Source organism: Aquabacterium sp., assembly GCF_049274795.1.
Taxonomy (GTDB): Bacteria; Pseudomonadota; Gammaproteobacteria; order Burkholderiales; family Burkholderiaceae_C; genus Aquabacterium.
This window is the reverse complement of the sequence record NZ_JBASTH010000115.1, coordinates 1-19482: the sequence shown is the minus strand read 5'-3', so window position 1 is coordinate 19482 and position 19482 is coordinate 1. Positions and strand designations below refer to the sequence as shown.

Genomic DNA, 19482 nt, shown 5'->3' with positions numbered 1-19482 from the left:
GTGGTTTCGCCTTCATGTCCCTTTCGTCCTCTTCTGCCGCGCCCCAGGCCGTGAATCCGCCCGCCGTCCCTGCTGACGAGGCGCTGGCGGGCCTGGCGCGCCAGGCGCTGCAGATCGAAGCCCAGGCCCTGCTGGACCTGCGCGCCCGCCTGGAGGGTGGCGGCGCGCCTGCCGCGGCCTTCGCGCGGGCCGTGGCCCTGGTACTGGCCTGCCACGGCCGGTTGGTGGTGATGGGCATGGGCAAGAGCGGCCATGTCGGACGCAAGATCGCGGCCACCTTGGCTTCCACCGGCACACCTGCCATGTTCGTGCACCCGGCCGAGGCCCATCACGGCGATCTGGGCATGGTCACGCCCGGTGACGTGGTGCTGGCCATCTCCAATTCAGGTGAAAGCGAAGAGCTGACCGGCCTGCTGCCCGTGCTCAAGCGCCAGGGCGTGCCCCTGATCGCGATGACCGGCAAGGCCGAATCGGCCCTGGCCCGCCATGCTGACGTGGTGCTCGACAGCGCCGTGGCCGTGGAAGCCTGCCCGCTGAACCTGGCCCCCACCGCCAGCACCACTGCGCAGATGGCCCTGGGCGATGCCCTGGCCGTGACCCTGCTGGATGTGCGCGGCTTCAAGCCCGAAGACTTCGCCCGATCCCACCCCGGCGGCTCGCTGGGCCGCCGCTTGCTCACCCATGTGCGCGACGTGATGCGCTCGGGCAATGCCGTACCCGCCGTGGGCCCCGACACCGCCTTTGGCGACCTGATGCGCGAAATGAGCGCCAAGGGCCTGGGCGCCGCCGCCATCGTCGATGCCGAGCGCCGCGTGCTGGGCATCTTCACCGACGGTGACCTGCGCCGCAAGATCGAGACAGGCGCCGACCTGCGCGCCACCACGGCCACCCAGGTCATGACCCCGGCGCCCCGCACCATCGGCGACGAGCTGCTGGCCGCCGAGGCCGTGGCCGTGATGGAAGAGCGCCGCATCACCACCTTGTTGGTGGTCGATGCCGATGGCCGCCTGGTGGGCGCCCTCAACACCAACGATTTGATGCGCGCCAAGGTCATCTGACCAGCGCGCCTTTGTCTCAACGCCGTTCGCATGCGACCCCTCACCCCCTCCCTGCGCTTCGATGAAGCCGTGCTGGCCCCGGCTCGCGGCATCCGCGCCTGCATCTTCGACGTCGATGGCGTGCTGACCGACGGCAGCCTCTACATCAGCGAGGCTGGTGAAACGCTCAAGGCCTTCCATGCGCTCGACGGCCACGGCCTGAAGCTGCTGGCCCAGGGCGGAATCACGCCCATCGTGATCACCGGCCGTGATTCCCCCGCCGTGCGCCGCCGCCTGAAAGACCTGGGCCTGACCCACGCCGTGTTCGGCGCGCACGACAAGCTGGCCGCGGCCACGCCGCTGCTGGCCTCGCTGGGCCTGGCGTGGCCCCAGGTGGCCGCCATGGGCGACGACTGGCCCGACCTGCCCCTGCTGCTGCGTGCTGGCTGGGCCTGCGCGCCGGTCAATGCCCATGCCGATGCCCGCGCCGCGGCCCACCATGTCACCAAGGCCCAGGGCGGCCATGGCGCCGCGCGTGAATGCTGCGATCTGCTGCTGCAGGCCAGTGGCCGCTATGAAGCGCTGCTGCACGGCCACCTGACCACGCTGGACAGCAACGTGAGCAACACGGGCAATGCGCCGGAGGCCCGCCCGTGAGCAAGGCCCCCCGGCTCCTGGTGCGGGTGGTCGACCAGGCCCGCGCGGCCTTCCCGATCGTGATGATCGCGGGGCTGGCCGCCTACACCTGGTGGCTGGTGCAGTCCGTGCCCTCCGAGGACGGTGCGGACCGCACGGCCCTGCCGCCCTCCATCCCGGACTACGTGCTGTCGGACGCCATGGTCGAGCGTTTCGACCTGAACGGCCAGCGCATCTCCGTGCTGCGTGGCACCACCATGCGCCACTACCCCGAAGGCGACCGCCTGGTGGTCAGTGAGTTCCACATGGTCGGGCAGGATGCCCAGGGCCAGCACCTGACCGCACGCGCCCTGCAGGGCACCTACCAGGGCGATGACGCCGTCGTGAACCTCAAGGGCCAGGCCCACGTGGTGGCCACGCCGGTGGCACCCAACCAGGCGCGCGGCCCCGTGGTGTTCGATGGCGAAGAGCTTGTGGTGCACACCGACACGCGCCGCGTGACCTCGCGCCAGCCCGTGCGTTTGACCAGCCCCGAAGGCGTGGTCAATGGCAGCAGCCTGGACTACGACAGCCGCACCGGCCTGACCCAGATAGGAGGCCGTGTGTCCGGCCGCCTGCAGCAGAACAAGGCGCCCGCGCCGTGAGCGGCCTGGGTGGCCCTACCCCGGCATCGGCAGCGCCCCTGGTGTTCATCACCGGGGCGTCCAGCGGCATCGGGCTGGCGCTGGCCCGGCGCTACCTGGCCCAGGGGGCGCGGCTGGCGCTGGTGGCCCGGCGCACCGATGCGCTGCAGGCCTGGGTGGCGCAGCAAGGCACGGACGCAGCGCGCGTGGCCATCTACCAGGCCGACGTGCGCGATACCGGCACCTTGAGCGCCGTGGCCGCCCGTTGCCTGGCCGAGCAGGGCGTGCCCGACACCGTCATCGCCAATGCCGGTATCAGTGTGGGCGTGGACCTGGCCCTGGCCGAAGACCTGCCCGTGCTGCGCGACCTGTACGAGACCAATGTGCTGGGCATGGCCGCCACCTTCCAGCCCTTCATCGGGCCGATGGTGCAGCGTGGCCGCGGCACCCTGGTGGGCGTGGCCAGTGTGGCGGCAGCGCGGGGGCTGCCCGGCCATGCGGGTTACTGCGGCACCAAGGCCGCGGTGGTGCAGATGTGCGAAACGCTACGGGGCGAACTGCGCGGCCAGGGCGTGAAGGTGGTGACCCTCACACCGGGCTACGTGGACACGCCGCTCACGGCGCACAACGACTACCCCATGCCCTTTTTGATGGATGCTGACGCGTTCGCGGCGCGCGCGGTGCCTGCCATCGAGCAGGGCGCGCGCTTCACCGTGATCCCGTGGCCCATGGGTGTGGTCTACGCCGTGCTGCGGGCCTTGCCGCGTGGCCTGTTCGATGCCGTGGTGGGTGCGCAGAAGCACCGCAAGAAGCGGCGCCGCGAAGCGCCCGGGCAGGGCAAGATCCCGCCCTCAGCCGGCTGACGACCGAGTGCCAGCCAGCGCTCTGTATCAGCGGCGATGATCGCCGCGGTGGTCATCGCGATCCCTGTGGCGACCGCCTCGGTCTTGGACAAACACGGGGCTCGACGCATCCTGCACGAAATACACCGGCTGGCCACAGGCGCTATAGCGGCCGCAGTAACGCGACCAGTGCTTGTAGTGGCCTGGAGGCACGTTCATGTAGATGGGCTGCTGCACCACGGCCGTGGGTGAGGACTGGATGATGACCGGCTGCGGGTAGATCACGGCGGGGCGGTGATCGCCCACGATCACACGGCCATAGAAGCCGGGCTGGTTCACACCCACGCTGACGTTCACGCCGGCCTGTGCGGCACCGTGTGCCAGGGCCAGGCCCGTGGTGGCGGCCAGCAGGATGCGGCGGGGGAGGGTGATGGCGGTGTGTTGCATGTTGTCGACTCCTGTGCCTGTGGTGTCAGGCTTGTGTGCCTTTTCAACGGATGGCGGGCGGGAGGCGACGACAGGAATTGTGTAAGCAAATGACAAAGATTCGGTTCAGCTTGTGAACGTGGCGGCTGGTGAAAAATCGAAGCAGGGCCTGGGCGCAGATTTGCGACAGGCAAAAAAAACGGTGCCCGAAGGCACCGCTTTATGCAGTTTCGCGAGGAAACCGGTGGGGATCAGTAGCCACCGTCGCGGCGACCGCCGCCGTAGCCACCACCGCCGCCTTCGCGACGGCCACCACCGAAACCACCGCCGCCGCCTTCGCGACGACCGCCGCCGAAGCCGCCGCCGTCACCACGGCCGCCGCCGCCGCCGTACGGGCTGCGGAAACCGCTGGGACGCTCTTCACGGGGGCGAGCGACGTTGACCACGATTGAGCGACCAGCCAGGGGCTGACCGTTCAAAGCGTTGATGGCAGCTTGCGCTTCGGCATCAGAGCCCATTTCGACGAAACCGAAACCCTTGGAACGGCCGGTATCACGGTCCATCATGACCTTGGCGGACTGGACCGCACCGTAGGCACCAAAGGCGTCCTGCAGATCCTGATCGCGGATGCTGTAGGCCAGATTGCCCACGTACAGCTTGTTGTTGCTCATGGAAAGGAGCTCCTTCTATCTATCAACCATGTGGAGCTTTCAACCATCGGGACCCATTCCATCGAAGGCGCCGCTACCAGACACAGGCTGCCATTATGTGGTCTTTATTTGGTTTCGAATAGCACCTACAACCTGATTTAGGGGCCCAATTGGTTCGGAAATGTCAAGCACTTAGCTGCGGTGTTGCTCCAGGTCGTCAAAATCACCTAGGGCTAGCCCCTAATTTTTGAAAATGCTGTCCATGAATACCAGAAACTCAAATCACGAGCTTGACGCGCAGGCCTTCGCGCCCGGGCTGCAACCTCTTCAAAACATCCAGGGGCCGTTTGATTGGTGGCGTGCCATTGTGCGCGTGCTGGGCAGCATCGAAGCTGTGCGCGATGGGCGTGCCATGTACGTGTTGCTGGCGGCTTTCGCTGGTGCTGGCTTGGCCTTTGCCACGGCGCAGGCATCGATGGCGCGGGGCGAGCTGCCATGGGCCGTGGGGCAGGGCGCGGCGGCGCTGTTCATCGTGTTCTATGGCTCGAATGCGGCGGGGCTGCTGCTGATGGACCGGGCGCTGGGCCGTCCGCCGCGTGAGGTGGCCGATGCGGTGCTGGACGCGCTGGGCGTGGGGCACCGCGTGTTGATCACGCTGGCGGTGGTGGGCCTGGCGGCGGCTGCCCTGGTGGGCGCGCTGGCCGGGCTGTTCTGGCTGTGCCGCATGCCGATGGCCGGCCCCTGGCTCTATGGCCTGGTCGTGCCCCTGACGGTGGTGGTGGTGGGGCTGGCGATGCTGGCGGGCGGGGCTGTGGTGGGGCCGCTCACGGGGCCCACGGTGTGGGCCGGCGCCTCGTCATGGCAGAGCGTGCGGCAGGTGCTGCGCTTCCTGCGCCTGCATGTGCTGCATGCCGCCGTGATGATGGTGGGTCTGAGCCTGGTGACGGGCCTGGTGGGCGCGGGCACGGGCTTCGTGGTGATGGCCGGTGGCCGGCTGATGGCGGAGGCTTCGGTGTGGTTGACCGGGGTGGACGTGCCGCCCGAGGTGCTGATGGTGGGCCTGTTCGGTGGCGGTTTGCACAACGTCAATGCGCAGGTCGTGCCGCCTGAGGCCGTGGGCTACATCCGCGCGGCGGCCATCGGCGGCGGGGTGGTGTTCTCGCTGGCGCTGGTCATGCCGACGCTGGTGTACCTGCGTGGCGTGTGCGAGATCTACCTGGCGCTGCGTGATCGGCAGGATCCGCAGGGCTGAGGGTGGATCGAGGTACATGGGGCGCCTGGGGCAGGGCGACCTGCAAGGCCGGGGCCGGTCAGAAGTGCGCCAGGTAGCCGCCGTCCACGGCCAGGGTCTGCCCGGTGATGTAGCTGGCCGCGGGTGAGGCCAGGAAGACCACGGCGCCGGCGATCTCTGCCGGTTGGCCCCAGCGGCCCAGCGAGGTGCGGCGCGACAGCCAGTCGGCCACGCTGGGGTCGGCGCTCATGGCGGCGTTGGCCTCGGTGGCGAAGTAGCCCGGGGCCACGGCGTTGACGGTGAGGCCGCGCGGGCCCAGCTCGGCGGCCAGCGCACGGGTGGCGGCATCCAGACCGCCCTTGCTCACGGTGTAGGCCGCATCGCCGGCGCGTGAGATGGGCCCGGCGATCGAGGTGATGTTGATGATGCGCCCCTGGCCATCGGGCATGAGCCGCGCGGCATCGCGGGCCAGCAGCAGGGGGGCGACCAGGTTGGTGTCGAGCAGGCGCAGGATGTCGTCGCCCTCGAAGGCATCCAGCGGGCGGCGATCACGCTGGCCCACGTTGTTGACCAGGATGTCCAGGCGGCCGTGCGTGGCGTCGATGTGCGCCAGGGCGCGCGCACGGGCTGCGGCGTCGGCGATGTCGAAGGGCAGGGCCTGCGGTAACGGGCTGCCTTCTGGCAGAGCCTGGGTTATCGCTTGTGCGGCTGCCTTTGTGGCGTCGGCATCACGGCTGTTGAGCCACACGGTGGCACCAGCCTGGGCCAGGGCCTGCGCCATGCACAGGCCCAGTCCGCGTGCGGCGCCGGTGAGCAGTGCCACACGGCCATCGAGCCGGAAGGGGCTGGATGGGGGCAGGGCGGTGGCAGGCGTTGTCATGCCATGATTGTGCCCGCCTGCCCTGGGTGGGGCGCCGCCTCTGGTGCGCGTGCCCATGCATGGGCCGGCTGTTGAATCTCCGTCCTTGTCTTCACGCCACCGCCGATATGAATTCGCCCCGCCGTTCTCCCATCGAACCATGCCCTTGTGGTGGCGCCGCGGGCTATGCCGAGTGCTGTGGCCGCTATCACCCGGGCGGCATGTTGCCCATGCAGGCGCCCACGCCTGAAGCGCTGATGAGGTCTCGTTACACGGCCTTCGTCAAGGACATCAGGCCCTATCTGCTGGAGACCTGGCACCCCACCACACGCCCGGCCGGCATCGAGCCGCCGGAGCCGGGCATGAAGTGGCTGGGCTTGAGCATCAAGGCAGCGCCGCCCCCTTCTGAAAGTCGAGGACGTGTCAGTTTCGTGGCGCGCTTCAAGATCGGCGGGAAGGCCGAGCGCCAGGAGGAGACCAGCGACTTCGTGCGCGAGCAGGGGCACTGGTACTACCTGTCTGTCGTCACGCCCTGAGCTGAGTGCGGGGCCGGCGCGCTCTTGAGGAGCGGTAGTTTGTGCGTTATGCATGCAATGCACACCCTCGATCAGGGGGTTAGGCGCCTGCGCAAAGGGCTTCCCCGAGAGACAGCGCCAGGGCAAGTCCTTATGGTGCTGAACAGGTGCTGTACCTGATCCACCCTGCGTGGCCCAACATGTTCGAGACGATCACCCAATCCCTGACGGACTTCTGGCAGACCCTGGATTCGACCCGGGTGCTGATGCTGGTGCTCGGCGGCCTGGCCGTGAGCATCACGGCGATGGAAGGCCTGGCCATTGCGCGCCGCCACCGCAGCAACAAGGCCTATGACTGGCGTGCCTTCTGGACGACGGTGCGCATCAACGGCTGGCGTCTGGTGGTCGAGGCGATCCCCATGGGGGCCGTGCTGGGCGCCTCGCTGCCGCTGGGCGCCTGGATGTACGAGCACCGCTTCTGGACGGTGCCGATGGACACGTGGTGGGGTTGGGTGGCCATGTTCTTCACCACCGAGTTCTTCTATTACTGGATGCACCGCGCCGGCCACCGCATCCGCTGGTACTGGGCTTCGCACCAGGTGCACCATTCGGGCAACCAGTACAACCTGGCGGCAGCGTTCCGCCAATCCATCACCGGCAAGATCACGGGCGCTTTCGTGTTCTTCGCGCCGCAGTGCCTGCTGGGCTTCCCGCCCGAGGTGGTGCTGTTCTCGTACGCGATGAACCTGGTCTACCAGTTCTGGATCCACACCGACCTGGTGCCCAAGCTGGGCTGGCTAGAGGGCATCCTGAACACACCGTCGGCACACCGTGTGCACCATGCCGCCAATGTTGAGTATCTGGACGCGAACTATGGCGGCACCATCCTGCTGTTCGACCGCCTGTTCGGCACCTACGTGCCGGAGAAGGACGACGTGCCGATCCGCTATGGCCTGGTCAAACAGGTGACCACGTACAGCGCGATCAAGATCTGCCTGCACGAGTGGTTCAGCATCGGCCGCGATGTGCTGCGCGCCCGCAGCCTGAAGGATGCCCTGGGCTATGTGTTCATGCCGCCGGGCTGGGCCCCGGATGGCAGGGGCCTGACCACGGAGCAGCTGCGCGCCCACATGAAGGCGCTGACTGGTTCGGCCACGGGGGTGCCGCCCGAGGCGCTGCTGGATGGCAAGTTGGCTGCGGTGGTGGCGGCTGAGAAGGGTGGGGGGGCGGCTGCTGGTGCAGTCAACCCGTCGCACGTTCCAGCTCGCTGAGCCAGTGCATGGCCTGGGCGCGGTCTGCGCCACACATCTCCGCCGACGGTTTCAGTGAACCGCACACGGCCGGCCGTTCGGGCTGGCCGAACAGGCGGCAGCGCAGTGCTTCATCCAGATGAGGGCAGGGTACGCCCGCCGGTTTGCCGTGAGGCAGGCCGGGCATGGGTGAGCTGATGGAGGGGGCGGTGCAGCAGGCGCCGCAGCCTGGGCGGCATTGCATGGGGGTGGATTGTGCCTTGGCGTTGCGGGCTGTGGGTCGATGCCTTTTGTGTTTCACGTGGAACAAGTTGGGGCTCCTTGTATTTTTTGTGCTGCCCTGCATGCATGAGAGTGAGCGCTTTGTCGGGGCAGCGCGGGGCGGGGTCTGAGGGGGCCTCTGGCCGGTCTTCGAAGTTGGCGATCCTGCCCTTGGCAGGACTGCTCTCCGGTGCTCGTACGGGACAGGTGGCTGCGTGACTCGCCCTTCGTGCTCAAACATGCTCGCCATCCCCTGGCCGCAGGCCAGGGGCAGACCTGTCCCTCCCTGCGCGCCTGCGACGCCAACAAGGCGCCTGGTCAGAGGCCCCCTCAGCCCTTTGATGCCCCGCTCTCCGCATGCGGGGGGCTTGTCCTTTGATTGGGTAGGCCTGACGCCTCGAAGGCTGCGCTTGAACTGCTGCCTTGGCCAGTGGACCACCGCCGCGCTCACTGCCGCAACTACCGCGTGAGCGCTAGCGGTATTGGCGTCGCTTCACGCTCTACATGTCTGTCACGCGCAACCTCTTCTACGCATGCCACCCCCACATCCCGCGCCCCGCGCTGCCACGACAAAGCGCGCCGGTCGTCGGCATGCCGGATCCCGGAAGCTTGATCGAACCAAAGAAGCGCCAGTTAGCCCCAGGCATCAAGCACACGATCAGGATGAATGCCCGCACCGCCACACCCCATCCCAGCCACACGAATGCTGGGGAAACGTGCGCCAGCCCCTGGTGGCCAGGCAGCCCGTCCGGGATAATCGAGCCCGTGCGCGGCCCTCAGGCCGCGTCTTCACTTGTTGATGGTGTTGTGATGATCTACCCCAAGGAATTCGATGTGATCGTGGTCGGTGGCGGCCACGCAGGCACTGAGGCCGCGCTGGCCGCCGCGCGCATGGGCTGCGCCACCTTGCTGCTGAGCCACAACATCGAGACGCTGGGGCAGATGAGCTGCAACCCCTCCATCGGTGGCATCGGCAAGGGCCACCTGGTCAAGGAGGTGGATGCGCTGGGCGGGGCCATGGCCGCCGCCGCCGACGAAGGCGGCATCCAGTTCCGTATCCTCAATTCCAGCAAGGGCCCGGCTGTGCGCGCCACCCGGGCCCAGGCCGACCGCATCCTCTACAAGGCCGCCATCCGCCGACGCCTGGAGAACCAGCCCAATCTGTGGATCTTCCAGCAGGCCGTGGACGACCTGATGGTGGAGGGCGACAAGGTGGTGGGCGCTGTGACCCAGGTGGGTGTGCGCTTCCGTGCCCGTACCGTGGTGCTCACCGCCGGTACCTTCCTGGACGGCAAGATCCACGTGGGCCTGCAGAACTACAGCGCTGGCCGTGCGGGTGATCCTCCAGCGGTCAGCCTGTCGGGCCGACTCAAGGAACTCAAGTTGCCCCAGGGGCGCCTGAAAACCGGCACGCCGCCCCGCATCGACGGCCGCAGCATTGACTTCAGCAAGCTGTCGGAGCAGCCGGGCGATGGCGTCGGCCTGGTGGGACAGTGGGGTGAATCCGCACCCACGGGGCCCGAGGTGCCGGTGTTTAGTTTTCTGGGCACACCCGATCAACACCCCCGCCAGTTGCCTTGCTGGATCACCCACACCAACGAGCGCACGCACGAGATCATCCGCTCCGGCTTCGACCGCAGCCCGATGTTCACGGGTGTGATCGAAGGGGTGGGGCCGCGCTACTGCCCCAGCATCGAAGACAAGGTCAACCGCTTCGCCGACAAGGATTCGCACCAGATCTTCCTGGAGCCCGAAGGCCTGACCACCAACGAGTTCTACCCCAACGGCATTAGCACGTCGCTGCCCTTCGACATCCAACTGGCGGCGCTGCAATCCATGCCAGGACTGGATCAGGCCTACGTGCTGCGTCCGGGCTATGCGATCGAGTACGACTACTTCGATCCACGTGAACTCAAGTCCACCTTCGAGACCCGTGCCATCCAGGGCCTGTTCTTCGCCGGGCAGATCAATGGCACCACTGGCTATGAAGAGGCCGCTGCCCAAGGCCTGTATGCCGGGGTCAACGCGGGCCTGCAGGCCCTGGGCCGTGAGCCCTTCACCCTGCGCCGTGACCAGGCTTACCTGGGCGTGCTGGTGGACGACCTGATCACCAAGGGCGTGACCGAGCCTTACCGCATGTTCACCAGCCGCGCCGAGTTCCGCCTGCAGCTGCGTGAAGACAATGCCGACCTGCGCTTGACCGAACTGGGCCGTGAGATCGGCCTGGTGGACGACGTGCGCTGGGATGTCTTCAACCGCAAGCGCGACGCTGTTTCACGTGAAACAGAGCGCTTGCGTGCCATCTGGGTACGCCCGGCCACCTTGCCTGCGCAGGACGCGGAGCGCTTGGTGGGCAAGGCCCTGGAGCACGAATACAGTCTGGCTGATCTGCTGCGCCGCCCCGGCGTGAGCTTTGACACCGTGGCGGAAGTGGCTGCGATTGCGGGCGCCAAGCCCAATGTCAAGCTCAAATCGGCCACCGATGTTTCACGTGAAACCGACGCGCAAGCTCCGTCACGCCAGACACTGCAGACTGAACTGGGTGGCAGCTTGGCCGACGCCGTGATCGAGCAGGTGGAGATCAGCATCAAGTACGCCGGCTACATCGACAAGCAGAACGACGAAGTGCAACGTGCGGCGCACTATGAGCACCTGAAACTGCCGGACGAACTGGATTACACCCAGGTCTCGGCCCTGAGCCATGAGGTGCGCCAGAAGCTGCAGCGCCATCGCCCTGAAACTCTGGGGCAAGCCTCACGCATGTCAGGCGTCACGCCCGCAGCCATTTCACTGCTGCTGATCCACCTGAAGAAGGGCCGCTTCAAGGGCTTTGAAGGCGGCGCGGTCAATGATGAGTCGCACGCCGGTGCGCCGCTGGAGAAGCTGGAAAAGGGCGCCGCCGCATGAAGCCGGGAGCACGTGGGCGCAGCGGTACTGCGCAGTCGATGCCCCGGCCGGTGAACTCTGCACCTCGCCCGGAAACGCCATCATCCCGGCAAGAGCCGCCTTGGTCTGTTGAGCAATGGGCCGAGCAGATGCCGCCAGTGATGGCTTCCGTGGGCCTGTCGCCAACGCCCGAACAACTGGCGGCCTTGGCCGGCTACATGGCCCTGCTGCAGCGCTGGAACGCCACCTACAATCTCACGGCCCTGCGCAGCCCGCAGGACATGCTGAGCCACCATCTGGCCGATTGCCTGGTGGTGGTCGAGCCCTTGTTGGCGCACCTGGGTCTCGACTGGGCCCAGGCCCAGGCCGTGCCCAGCCGATTCAACCTGCTGGACGTGGGCAGTGGCGGCGGGTTGCCCGGGGTGGTGCTGGCCATCCTGTGCCCGGCCGTGGCCGTGACCTGTGTGGACACGGTGGGCAAGAAGGCCGCCTTCATCCGCCAGGTAGCGGCCGAATTGAAGCTGCCCAACCTGCGCGCGGAGCACGCCCGGGTGGAGCAGCTGAAAGGTCGCTTCGATGTAGTGGCATCCCGGGCCTTTGCCTCGCTGGGGGATTTCACCGATTGGACCCAGCAACTGCTGCATCCGGCGCACGGGATCTGGATGGCCATGAAGGGGAAGATGCCGGACGATGAACTGGCGGCCCTGCCCAAGACCGTGAGCGTGCAACGCCACCAGGTTTTGCAGGTGCCGGGCCTGGACGCCGAGCGCTGCCTGCTCTGGTTGATACCCCAGGCTGGGGGGGGCACGAAAAAGGGTTAACGTCAGGTGTTCTTTGCGGGCGCCGCTGCTAAGGTACCGGGCATCGATCCCGAATACATGCCAATCTGAGGAGCCCACCATGCAGCACACCGTCAAGCAGTTGTTCGCAGCTTCGTTGATCGCCCTGGCATCGGCAGCCCAGGCCGCGACCATCACCGTTGAACCAGGCGAAACCCAGCAGGGCTTGACCTTGATCGGCGGCAATGCGGTCCTGTCGTTCAGCACCAGCCTGGTGACGGCGCTCAATGTGGGCAAGGTGGTGTTCACCGAACTGGCCCCCGCCTCGGTCGACGAAATCTTCACGAGCCGCCCGCCCTTCGGTTCGGTGCGCACCGGCGTCACGGCCGATGCCCCTCTGAGCTTCATGACTGTCAATGACGTCACGGGCGATGTGCTCGCCGCGGGCTCTCAGGGCGGTGCGATCCTGACCATCGCGCCCCTGGCCGGTGTGTCCACGGGGGGCTCTGTGACGGTGGCCAATCTGAGTGTCGACCTGACCCAGAAGCGGGTGTACGCAGACCTCACGGGCAACTTCTCTGGTGTGGATGGCGCCGCCGCCACCACGCTGCAGCATTTCTACCTCTGGGATTACGCCTCGCTGACGGGGCCGACCAATGTGCAGGTCGGCGCGGGCAGTTACACCAACGTGATCTCCGGCCTGAAGATCACGCAGGAAGGCCTGGCCAATTTCTCGGCGGCCCTGGGGCTGGTTGAACTGGGGTTGAGCACCATCCAAGGCGTCTCGGATTACGGCACCATCACCTCGACCATCGTGGCCCAGGGCACGCTGGTGATGCCCGAGGTGCCCGAGCCGGGAACCTGGGCCATGATGGGCCTGGGCTTGGTGGGCGTTGCCGTGGCGGCACGCCGTCGCCGCGCGGCCTGAGCCAGCAGTCACAAGCAGTAGCGCCTGTCACGGCGCCGCAACGAAGCCGTCCCTTGGCAGTGAGGGGCGGCTTTTTTGTGCCTAACACCCGCCTGATCCGGCATGCCCCCGCTGCCCAGCCACAGGCCCTGCAGCCATAATTCAGGCATGCCGCACATCTTCTGCATTGCCAACCAAAAGGGCGGGGTCGGCAAGACCACCACCACCGTCAACCTGGCCGCCGGCCTGGCCCAGATCGGGCAGCGGGTGCTGATCGTGGACCTTGATCCACAAGGCAATGCCACCATGGGTTCGGGCGTGGACAAGCGCACGTTGGAGCACACGGTGTACGACGTGCTTCTAGAGGATGTGTCCATCGCCGAGGCGCGCCAGCCCAGCCCCAAGGGCGGCTACGACGTGCTGGGCGCCAACCGTGAACTCTCGGGCGCCGAGATCGAACTTGTCAACCTGGAGCGCCGCGACCGGCGCCTCAAGACGGCCATCGAGGCGGCTGCGGCTGAGTACGACTTCGTGCTGATCGATTGCCCGCCCAGCCTGAGCCTGCTCACGCTCAACGGCCTGACCTGCGCGCATGGCGTGATCGTGCCGATGCAGTGCGAGTACTTCGCGCTCGAAGGCCTTACCGACCTGGTCAACACCGTCAAGCAGGTGCACGCCAACCTCAACCGCGAGCTGCAGCTGATCGGCCTGTTGCGGGTGATGTTCGACCCGCGCATCACCCTGCAGCAGCAGGTGAGTGACCAGCTCAAGAGCCACTTCGGCGAGAAGGTGTTCAACACCGTGATCCCGCGCAACGTGCGCCTGGCCGAGGCGCCCAGCCACGGCATGCCCGGCGTGGTGTTCGACCGCAGCAGCAAGGGCGCGCAGGCCTTCATCGAGTTCGCGCAGGAGTTGGTCGAGCGGGTCAAAGGTGGCCGGCTGAAGTAAGGTTTAGCTGGCAGCCGTCAGGCGCCGCATGTGCTCGTCAAGGCAGTCCAGCAGGTTGCTCACGTCCAGCGGCTTGGTCAGGTAGGCCTCGAAGCCGCGGGCCTTGGCCGCATGGATCTGGTCGGGCATGGCGTCGGCCGACAGGGCCACGCGCGGGATCTGCGACAGGCGGTCGTCCTTGTCCAGTTCGGTGACGACATCGAAGCCCGTCATGTCGCCCAGGTGCATGTCCAGCAGCAGCAGGTCGGGACAGGTCTCGCGGGCCAGCGCCAGGGCCTGCGTGCCGCTCACGGCCACCAGCAGGTTCCACTCGGGCCGCAGCGCCAGGATCTGCTCCACCAGCATCACGTTGACGTCGTTGTCCTCGGCGTAGAGCAGGGTGGCCGTGCGGGTGGGCAGGGGGGCGGGCTCGTCCTCGGGCGTGCTGCGGGCCGTGGGCAGTGCGGGCGTGGCCGGCAGCGCGCTGGCCATCGTGACGCTCACGGTGGTGCCGCGGCCCTTGTGGCTGGAGACGCGCACCTCGCCCTTCATCAGCTCCAGCAGCTTGCGCACGATCACCAGGCCGATGCCGGTGCCGTCCACGCCACTGGATTCGACCCCCAGGCGGTTGAAAGGCTCGAACAGGTGCTGCTGCTGCTCCTCGCTCATGCCGATGCCGTTGTCGCTCACCTCCATCAGCACCTCGCTGCCCTGGGGGCGGGCCTTGAGCTGCACGGTGCCGCCCTGGCGGTTGTACTTGATGGCGTTGCTCAGCAGGTTGACCAGCACCTGGCGCAGGCGTACACGGTCGCCGCGCACGTACAGGTCGCCGGCGATCTCGGGCGGCAGCAGCTTGACGGCCGCGCTGTGGGCCATCTCCTCGACCATGTTCAGCGCCTCGTCGCCCAGGGCCCGCAGGTTGAGCGATTCGATCGACAGCGGCAGGCTGCCCACCTCGATGCGGGACAGGTCGAGCACATCGTTGATCACGGCCTGTAAGTGAGCACCTGCTTCCTCGATAAGCGCTACACGGCGCTGCTGCTCTTCGTCCATCGGGCGCTGGGTGTCCATGCGCAGCAGCTGGGCGAAGCCGATCACGGCGTTGAGCGGGGTGCGCAACTCATGGCTCATGCGCGAGAGGAAATCGCTCTTGGCCTGGTTGGCGCGCTCGGCCGCCTGGGCGTTGACCACGGCCTCCTGGTAGAGCTTCTGGTCGGTGATGTCGGTCATCACGCCGTACCACTGGGTGCTGCCGTCGGGCATGCGGTGGGGCATGCTGCGGGCCGCGACCCAGCGCAGCCCGCGCGACGGCAGCAGCACGCGGTACTCCTGCTGGATGGGCGTGAGGTGGCGGTGGCTGTCCTCGGCCTCGACGGACAGGCGGTGCACGTCGTCGGGGTGGATGCGCTGTGCCAGCAGGGTGGCGTCCTCGCGCAGCGTGGGCAGATCCAGCTCGAACATGGTGCTCATGCTCTCGCTGAGGTAGGGCAGGCTGCGGTGGCCGCGCTCATCGACCTTGTAGATGAACAGGGCGCTGGGCATGTGCGCGCTCAGGCCGGCCAGCACATCGTTGCGCTCACGCAACTCGGATTCGATGCGCTTGCGCTCGGAGATGTCGTTGATGACGGCCAGCACGGACTTGGGCTCGCCCTCGGCGTCGCGCACCATGGCCACGTGGATGGCGCACCACACCGCGCTGCCGTCGGCGCGCAGGTAGCGCTTGTCCATGCGCATGCTGGGCACGATGCCCAGCACGAGCTGTTCAAGCAGGGCAGCGTTGAGCTTGAGATCCGCGAGGTGCGTGATTTCGCTGAAGTGCTTGCCGATCAGCGCTTCACGCGTGTGGCCCAGGATGGCGCAGGCCCGGTCATTGACCACCTTGATGCAGCCTTCCAGGCTGGAGATGACCTGGCCGGAGGCGCTCAGCTCGAAGCCGGCGCGGTAACGCTCGGCCTCCGAGCGCAAGGTGGCCACCTCGGCCCGCAAGACCTCGAGTTCGGCGGCCATGGTGGCCGTCGAGTGGCTGGAACCTGCTGTGTCTGACATGGCCTGACTTTATCGGAGCGCACGCGCGCTGTGGCGGGTGGCGGGACAGGTCAGGTGTGTCGAAGCGGCCTTTTGTTGTGTTTCAACCGCGCCCATGTACGGCAAGACGAGACGCTCGCGAAAGCGGAGCACCTATCATCAAACACCAGGCGGCTGATGGCGTCAAGCCGAAAATGTGAGCAGGGTGTCGCTTGCGGGCGATGCCGGGCGCAGCATCAGGGTCAGCGGCGAGGGGCCCATGGTGAAAGCCATGGTCTCGCGCGCCTCGCCGCCGTCGTCGGGACGCACATCGGCGATGTCGAAGGCCGACAGCAGCAGGGCCATGGCCATCTTGATCTCCAGCAGCGCCAGGTAACGGCCGGGGCAGATGCGCGGGCCGCTGCCGAAGGGAATGGAGAGGTTTTTGGCGGGGTTGTGCTCGGCCAGCCAGCGCTCGGGCTGGAAGGCCGCGGCCTGGGGCACGTGCTCCTCGGAGACGCTTTCATGGCGTAGCACGTTCCAGATCAGCGTGCCGGCGGGCACGGCCACATCGCCGATCACCATGTCCCGCAGGGCCTCCACGGGCATGAAGGGGCCCACGGGCTTGAGGCGCATGGTTTCGTGGGCACAGGCGCCCAGGTAGTCCAGCGCGTCCATCAGCTCGGGGGTGAAGTCGGCCAGGCCATTGGGTGCGGCGGCGCGGACCTCGTCACGGGCACGGGCCAGCACCTGCGGGTGCTTGTGCAGCAGCCAGATCATCCAGGCCAGGGTGTTGGCGGTGGTGTCTTCGCCGGCCAGCAGCATGGTCAGCACGTTGCCGGTCACGTCGTCGTCGCCCACGCCGCTGTCTTCCTGCTCGGACGCCACCAGGAAGACCTCCAGCAGGTTGGGCGGGTTCTCGCGCCGGGCCGGATCCTGCTGCAGGCGCTCGCGGGCGCGGGCCATGAAGTCGGCGATGGCGCGGTGCACCTCGGCCACGCTGCGGTCCACGGCATGGTCGGATGGCAGCTTGAACAGGCGCCAGTAGGGCACCACGCCGAGCACGCGGTTGAACAGGGTGGGGAAGATCACGTCCAGGTGGCGTTGGATCACATCGCCCTCGGCCTCCAGGGTGTTGACCTCCTGCCCGAAAGCCAGGCCGGTGATGGTGTCGACCGTATAGCGCATCAGGTCGGCCTGCAGGTCGATGGGCGCGCCTTCAGTGGCAGCGCGCTGCCAGCGGGTCTGCAGGCGCTGGAGCACGCGCAGCATGGCCGGGAAGTAGGCGCGCACGCGCTGGGGCGTGAAGCCGGCCATCACCATGCGGCGCTGGCGGTGCCAGGTCTCGCCCTCGGCGTTGAACAGGCCGGGTTTCAAACGCAGGTCGCGCATCTCGCGCTCCAGACGCCGTGAGCGGCTGAAGTCGTGCGGGCGGGCCCGCATGATCTGGTGCGTCAGGGCGTGGTCGGCCACCACCAGGATGGGCATGTCCATGAAGCTCACCAGGAAGCAGGGGCCGTACTCCCTGGCCAGGGCTTCCATGTCCTGGTGCACGTGCGGTCGGTCGAACTGCAGGGCATTGCCGACCAGGGGCCAGGGCTTGGGGCCGGGCAGATCCTGCAGGCGGCGCAAAGCGGGGGCTTGGGCCCCGGAAGCGGTGGTGGCGCGTTCTGTCATGCTCGTCTCCTGATCAACGTTGGGTGTGTGTTGTTTTGAAACTGAATAATATTCAGGTATTCTCATTCCGGCAACTCGTTTGCCGCTCGCTTACCGCTCAGCTTTGAATCACGCCCATGGCCCGCCCCCGTCAGACCACCGCCGCCCAGCAGAAAACCATGCGCAAGGCCCCCGTGCAGGGCCGCGCGCAGCACACCGTGCGGATGATTTATCAGGCCACTGCTCAGATCATTGAGAACGAAGGGCTGGCCGCGCTCAGCACCAACAAGATCGCGCGGGTGGCCGGTTTCTCGGTGGGCACGCTCTATCAGTACTTCCCCAGCAAGGAGGCGGTGCTGCAGGCGATGATCGCGGACGAGCGCCAGCGGGTGATGGACGAGATGCGCACCGTGCTGCTGGATGTGGCCGCCGGCCGGCAGGAGCCGCTGGAAGGCCTGCGCTTGCGCATCCGCGCGCTGATCCAGGCTTTCGGGCTGGGCAACACGCTCAACCGGGCCATCGTGAAGCTGGCCTGGCAGATGGACCATGTGGACACGGTGGCGCAGGCGCAGCGCGAGGGGGCCGAGCACGTGGCGATCGCCTGGGCGCAGGTGCAGGCGCGCGAGCAGGGCCTGCGCCCCCCCACGCCGGCCCTGCTGTTCGTGGCCACGCGCGCGGTGATCGGCACGATCCGGGCGGCCTCGCTGGAGAACTCGCCGCTGCTGGGCACCCAGGCCTTCGAGGACGAGTTGGTGCGCATGGTGTGGGAGCTGATCCGCGAACACTGACAAGGGATCGTCCAAGCCCGCGGATCCTGGTGCCGCGATGCCCTTGCGGCGTATGCCGCACCTTCGCGCCGATGCCGATCGGCAAAGGGGTTTGCTACCATCGGCCACTTGCGCCCCGCGTTTTCTTACCTTTGCGCCGCGCGCCCCATTTCCCGACACCACTCTCATGGCCACCAAGAAAACCAAGGGCCTCGGCCTGGGCCTGGAGGCCCTGCTGGGCCCCAAGGTCAGCGACACGCCCGCGGCACCCGCGGTTGAAGGCGCGCCCACCACCCTGCGCCTGGACCTGATGCAGGCCGGCAAGTACCAGCCGCGCACGCGCATGGACGAGGGCTCGCTGTACGAACTGGCCGAGAGCATCCGCTCGCAAGGAATCATGCAGCCGATCCTGGTGCGCCCCATCGGCAGCGGGCGCTACGAGATCATCGCCGGTGAACGCCGCTCGCGCGCGGCCAAGCTGGCCGGGCTCACCGAGGTGCCCGTGTTGGTCAAGGAGGTGCCCGACGAGGCCGCCGCCGTGATGGCCCTGATCGAGAACATCCAGCGCGAAGACCTGAACCCGCTGGAAGAAGCCCAAGGCCTGCAGCGCCTGACGCAGGAGTTCGGCCTCACGCACGAGCAGGCCGCGCAGGCCGTGGGCCGCTCGCGCAGCGCCGCCAGTAACCTGCTGCGCCTGCTGAACCTGGCCGAGCCTGTGCAAGGCATGCTGATGGCCGGTGACATCGACATGGGCCATGCCCGTGCGCTGCTGCCGCTGGACAAGGCCGTGCAGATCACCACCGCGCACGAGATCGTGGGCAAGAAGCTCAATGTGCGCGATGCCGAAAAGCTCGTCGCCAAGGTGAACGGGGCAGGGCGCCAGACGCCGCTGCTGCGCGTCAAGCAGGACAAATCCCGCGACGTGCTGCGCCTGGAAGAAGAGCTCTCTGACCTGCTGACCGCGCAGGTGGAGATCAACGTGAAGCGCCGCACCAAGCGCGGCGAGCAGGGCGAGATCACCATCCAGTTTGGCTCGCTCGACGAGCTCAATGGCCTGATCGACAAGCTGCGCGGGCCGCAGGCTTGAGCATCGAGCGCCTGCTGTCCCGCTCCTGGCCGGCGCCGGCGCTGCTGACCTGGGTGCTGGCCTGGGCGCTGTGCAAGGCCCTGGCCGATGCCGGTGCGCCTTACTGGGCCGTGCTGGCGCTGCCGGCGGCACTGGGGGT

The 19482-nt window shown here is 67.4% G+C and carries 19 protein-coding genes; 13 read left to right on the top strand and 6 right to left on the bottom strand.

Annotated elements, in window-relative coordinates; translation table 11 throughout:
- Positions 1-14: 14 nt before the first annotated feature.
- The 4 genes from WAQ08_RS19205 to WAQ08_RS19190 are packed head-to-tail and all read left to right on the top strand — an operon-like array spanning position 15 to position 3159.
- Complete coding sequence (locus WAQ08_RS19205) at positions 15-1058, top strand: KpsF/GutQ family sugar-phosphate isomerase (protein ID WP_422193884.1); 1044 nt, start codon at positions 15-17, stop codon at positions 1056-1058.
- A gap of 30 nt (positions 1059-1088) precedes the next feature.
- On the top strand, positions 1089-1694 hold the full coding sequence (locus WAQ08_RS19200) for a KdsC family phosphatase (RefSeq protein ID WP_422193882.1): 606 nt from the start codon (positions 1089-1091) through the stop codon (positions 1692-1694).
- Entirely contained in the window at positions 1691-2317 is a 627-nt protein-coding gene (lptC, locus tag WAQ08_RS19195; protein WP_422193881.1) for an LPS export ABC transporter periplasmic protein LptC, read from the top strand. Before WAQ08_RS19200 ends, lptC begins: the two co-directional genes overlap by 4 nt.
- Positions 2314-3159 carry an SDR family oxidoreductase gene (locus WAQ08_RS19190; protein ID WP_422193880.1) on the top strand — a complete coding sequence of 282 codons (846 nt, stop codon included), beginning with the start codon at positions 2314-2316 and terminating at the stop codon, positions 3157-3159. The genes lptC and WAQ08_RS19190 overlap by 4 nt, the downstream gene beginning before the upstream one ends.
- 27 nt (positions 3160-3186) lie before the next feature.
- On the opposite strand, the gene WAQ08_RS19185 is transcribed toward WAQ08_RS19190, so the two are convergent.
- A complete protein-coding gene (locus WAQ08_RS19185; RefSeq protein WP_422193878.1) occupies positions 3187-3585 on the bottom strand; it encodes a hypothetical protein in 399 nt (132 codons plus the stop codon).
- A gap of 230 nt (positions 3586-3815) precedes the next feature.
- Positions 3816-4235: an RNA recognition motif domain-containing protein gene (locus tag WAQ08_RS19180; protein ID WP_422193876.1), complete on the bottom strand. Its 420-nt coding sequence runs from the start codon at positions 4233-4235 to the stop codon at positions 3816-3818.
- Positions 4236-4476: 241 nt separating this feature from the next.
- Here WAQ08_RS19180 and WAQ08_RS19175 point away from each other — a divergent pair, with 241 nt between their 5' ends.
- The gene (locus tag WAQ08_RS19175) at positions 4477-5466 is read left to right on the top strand and encodes a hypothetical protein (protein ID WP_422193874.1); all 990 of its coding nucleotides are present in this window, start codon (positions 4477-4479) and stop codon (positions 5464-5466) included.
- Positions 5467-5524: 58 nt separating this feature from the next.
- Here the strand turns inward: WAQ08_RS19175 and WAQ08_RS19170 are convergent, their stop codons facing one another.
- Positions 5525-6325 (bottom strand): SDR family oxidoreductase, encoded by an 801-nt coding sequence (locus WAQ08_RS19170; protein ID WP_422193872.1) that lies wholly within the window; start codon positions 6323-6325, stop codon positions 5525-5527.
- A 107-nt stretch (positions 6326-6432) separates the two neighbouring features.
- Here WAQ08_RS19170 and WAQ08_RS19165 point away from each other — a divergent pair, with 107 nt between their 5' ends.
- Positions 6433-6840 carry a YchJ family protein gene (locus tag WAQ08_RS19165; RefSeq protein WP_422193870.1) on the top strand — a complete coding sequence of 136 codons (408 nt, stop codon included), beginning with the start codon at positions 6433-6435 and terminating at the stop codon, positions 6838-6840.
- 179 nt (positions 6841-7019) lie between these two features.
- Positions 7020-8090 (top strand): sterol desaturase family protein, encoded by a 1071-nt coding sequence (locus tag WAQ08_RS19160; protein ID WP_422193868.1) that lies wholly within the window; start codon positions 7020-7022, stop codon positions 8088-8090.
- Here the strand turns inward: WAQ08_RS19160 and WAQ08_RS19155 are convergent.
- Entirely contained in the window at positions 8062-8313 is a 252-nt protein-coding gene (locus WAQ08_RS19155) for a YkgJ family cysteine cluster protein (protein WP_422193866.1), read from the bottom strand. The two genes, WAQ08_RS19160 and WAQ08_RS19155, sit on opposite strands and share 29 nt — an antisense overlap.
- Positions 8314-9140: 827 nt before the next feature.
- On the opposite strand from WAQ08_RS19155, the gene mnmG reads away from it, so the two are divergent.
- From mnmG to WAQ08_RS19135, 4 genes are all read left to right on the top strand, one after another.
- Entirely contained in the window at positions 9141-11237 is a 2097-nt protein-coding gene (gene mnmG, locus WAQ08_RS19150; RefSeq protein WP_422193865.1) for a tRNA uridine-5-carboxymethylaminomethyl(34) synthesis enzyme MnmG, read from the top strand.
- Positions 11238-11377: 140 nt separating this feature from the next.
- Entirely contained in the window at positions 11378-12037 is a 660-nt protein-coding gene (rsmG, locus tag WAQ08_RS19145; RefSeq protein WP_422193863.1) for a 16S rRNA (guanine(527)-N(7))-methyltransferase RsmG, read from the top strand.
- 79 nt (positions 12038-12116) lie between these two features.
- Positions 12117-12923, top strand: coding sequence for a PEP-CTERM sorting domain-containing protein (locus tag WAQ08_RS19140; RefSeq protein ID WP_422193862.1), 807 nt, complete (start codon positions 12117-12119; stop codon positions 12921-12923).
- A 147-nt stretch (positions 12924-13070) separates the two neighbouring features.
- Positions 13071-13850, top strand: coding sequence for a ParA family protein (locus WAQ08_RS19135; RefSeq protein WP_422193860.1), 780 nt, complete (start codon positions 13071-13073; stop codon positions 13848-13850).
- A 3-nt stretch (positions 13851-13853) separates the two neighbouring features.
- Here the strand turns inward: WAQ08_RS19135 and WAQ08_RS19130 are convergent, their stop codons facing one another.
- Together WAQ08_RS19130 and WAQ08_RS19125 are read right to left on the bottom strand one after the other, a co-directional pair.
- Positions 13854-15875 carry a PAS domain-containing hybrid sensor histidine kinase/response regulator gene (locus WAQ08_RS19130; RefSeq protein WP_422193859.1) on the bottom strand — a complete coding sequence of 674 codons (2022 nt, stop codon included), beginning with the start codon at positions 15873-15875 and terminating at the stop codon, positions 13854-13856.
- 162 nt (positions 15876-16037) lie between these two features.
- Complete coding sequence (locus tag WAQ08_RS19125) at positions 16038-17510, bottom strand: cytochrome P450 (protein ID WP_422193857.1); 1473 nt, start codon at positions 17508-17510, stop codon at positions 16038-16040.
- Between the two features lie 116 nt (positions 17511-17626).
- Between WAQ08_RS19125 and WAQ08_RS19120 the strand changes: the two genes are divergently transcribed.
- Together WAQ08_RS19120 and WAQ08_RS19115 are read left to right on the top strand one after the other, a co-directional pair.
- Entirely contained in the window at positions 17627-18277 is a 651-nt protein-coding gene (locus tag WAQ08_RS19120) for a TetR/AcrR family transcriptional regulator (protein ID WP_422193855.1), read from the top strand.
- 166 nt (positions 18278-18443) lie between these two features.
- The gene (locus WAQ08_RS19115; RefSeq protein WP_422193853.1) at positions 18444-19343 is read left to right on the top strand and encodes a ParB/RepB/Spo0J family partition protein; all 900 of its coding nucleotides are present in this window, start codon (positions 18444-18446) and stop codon (positions 19341-19343) included.
- Positions 19344-19482: the final 139 nt, after the last annotated feature.

Coding starts and splice junctions, on each gene's coding strand:
- WAQ08_RS19205 (WP_422193884.1), top strand. CDS start 15: ATGTCCCTTTCGTCCTCTTCTGCCGCGCCCCAGGCCGTGAATCCGCCC.
- WAQ08_RS19200 (WP_422193882.1), top strand. CDS start 1,089: ATGCGACCCCTCACCCCCTCCCTGCGCTTCGATGAAGCCGTGCTGGCC.
- WAQ08_RS19185 (WP_422193878.1), bottom strand. CDS start 3,585: ATGCAACACACCGCCATCACCCTCCCCCGCCGCATCCTGCTGGCCGCC.
- WAQ08_RS19180 (WP_422193876.1), bottom strand. CDS start 4,235: ATGAGCAACAACAAGCTGTACGTGGGCAATCTGGCCTACAGCATCCGC.
- WAQ08_RS19175 (WP_422193874.1), top strand. CDS start 4,477: ATGAATACCAGAAACTCAAATCACGAGCTTGACGCGCAGGCCTTCGCG.
- WAQ08_RS19170 (WP_422193872.1), bottom strand. CDS start 6,325: ATGACAACGCCTGCCACCGCCCTGCCCCCATCCAGCCCCTTCCGGCTC.
- WAQ08_RS19165 (WP_422193870.1), top strand. CDS start 6,433: ATGAATTCGCCCCGCCGTTCTCCCATCGAACCATGCCCTTGTGGTGGC.
- WAQ08_RS19160 (WP_422193868.1), top strand. CDS start 7,020: ATGTTCGAGACGATCACCCAATCCCTGACGGACTTCTGGCAGACCCTG.
- WAQ08_RS19155 (WP_422193866.1), bottom strand. CDS start 8,313: ATGCAATGCCGCCCAGGCTGCGGCGCCTGCTGCACCGCCCCCTCCATC.
- mnmG (WP_422193865.1), top strand. CDS start 9,141: ATGATCTACCCCAAGGAATTCGATGTGATCGTGGTCGGTGGCGGCCAC.
- rsmG (WP_422193863.1), top strand. CDS start 11,378: ATGGCTTCCGTGGGCCTGTCGCCAACGCCCGAACAACTGGCGGCCTTG.
- WAQ08_RS19140 (WP_422193862.1), top strand. CDS start 12,117: ATGCAGCACACCGTCAAGCAGTTGTTCGCAGCTTCGTTGATCGCCCTG.
- WAQ08_RS19135 (WP_422193860.1), top strand. CDS start 13,071: ATGCCGCACATCTTCTGCATTGCCAACCAAAAGGGCGGGGTCGGCAAG.
- WAQ08_RS19130 (WP_422193859.1), bottom strand. CDS start 15,875: ATGTCAGACACAGCAGGTTCCAGCCACTCGACGGCCACCATGGCCGCC.
- WAQ08_RS19125 (WP_422193857.1), bottom strand. CDS start 17,510: ATGACAGAACGCGCCACCACCGCTTCCGGGGCCCAAGCCCCCGCTTTG.
- WAQ08_RS19120 (WP_422193855.1), top strand. CDS start 17,627: ATGGCCCGCCCCCGTCAGACCACCGCCGCCCAGCAGAAAACCATGCGC.
- WAQ08_RS19115 (WP_422193853.1), top strand. CDS start 18,444: ATGGCCACCAAGAAAACCAAGGGCCTCGGCCTGGGCCTGGAGGCCCTG.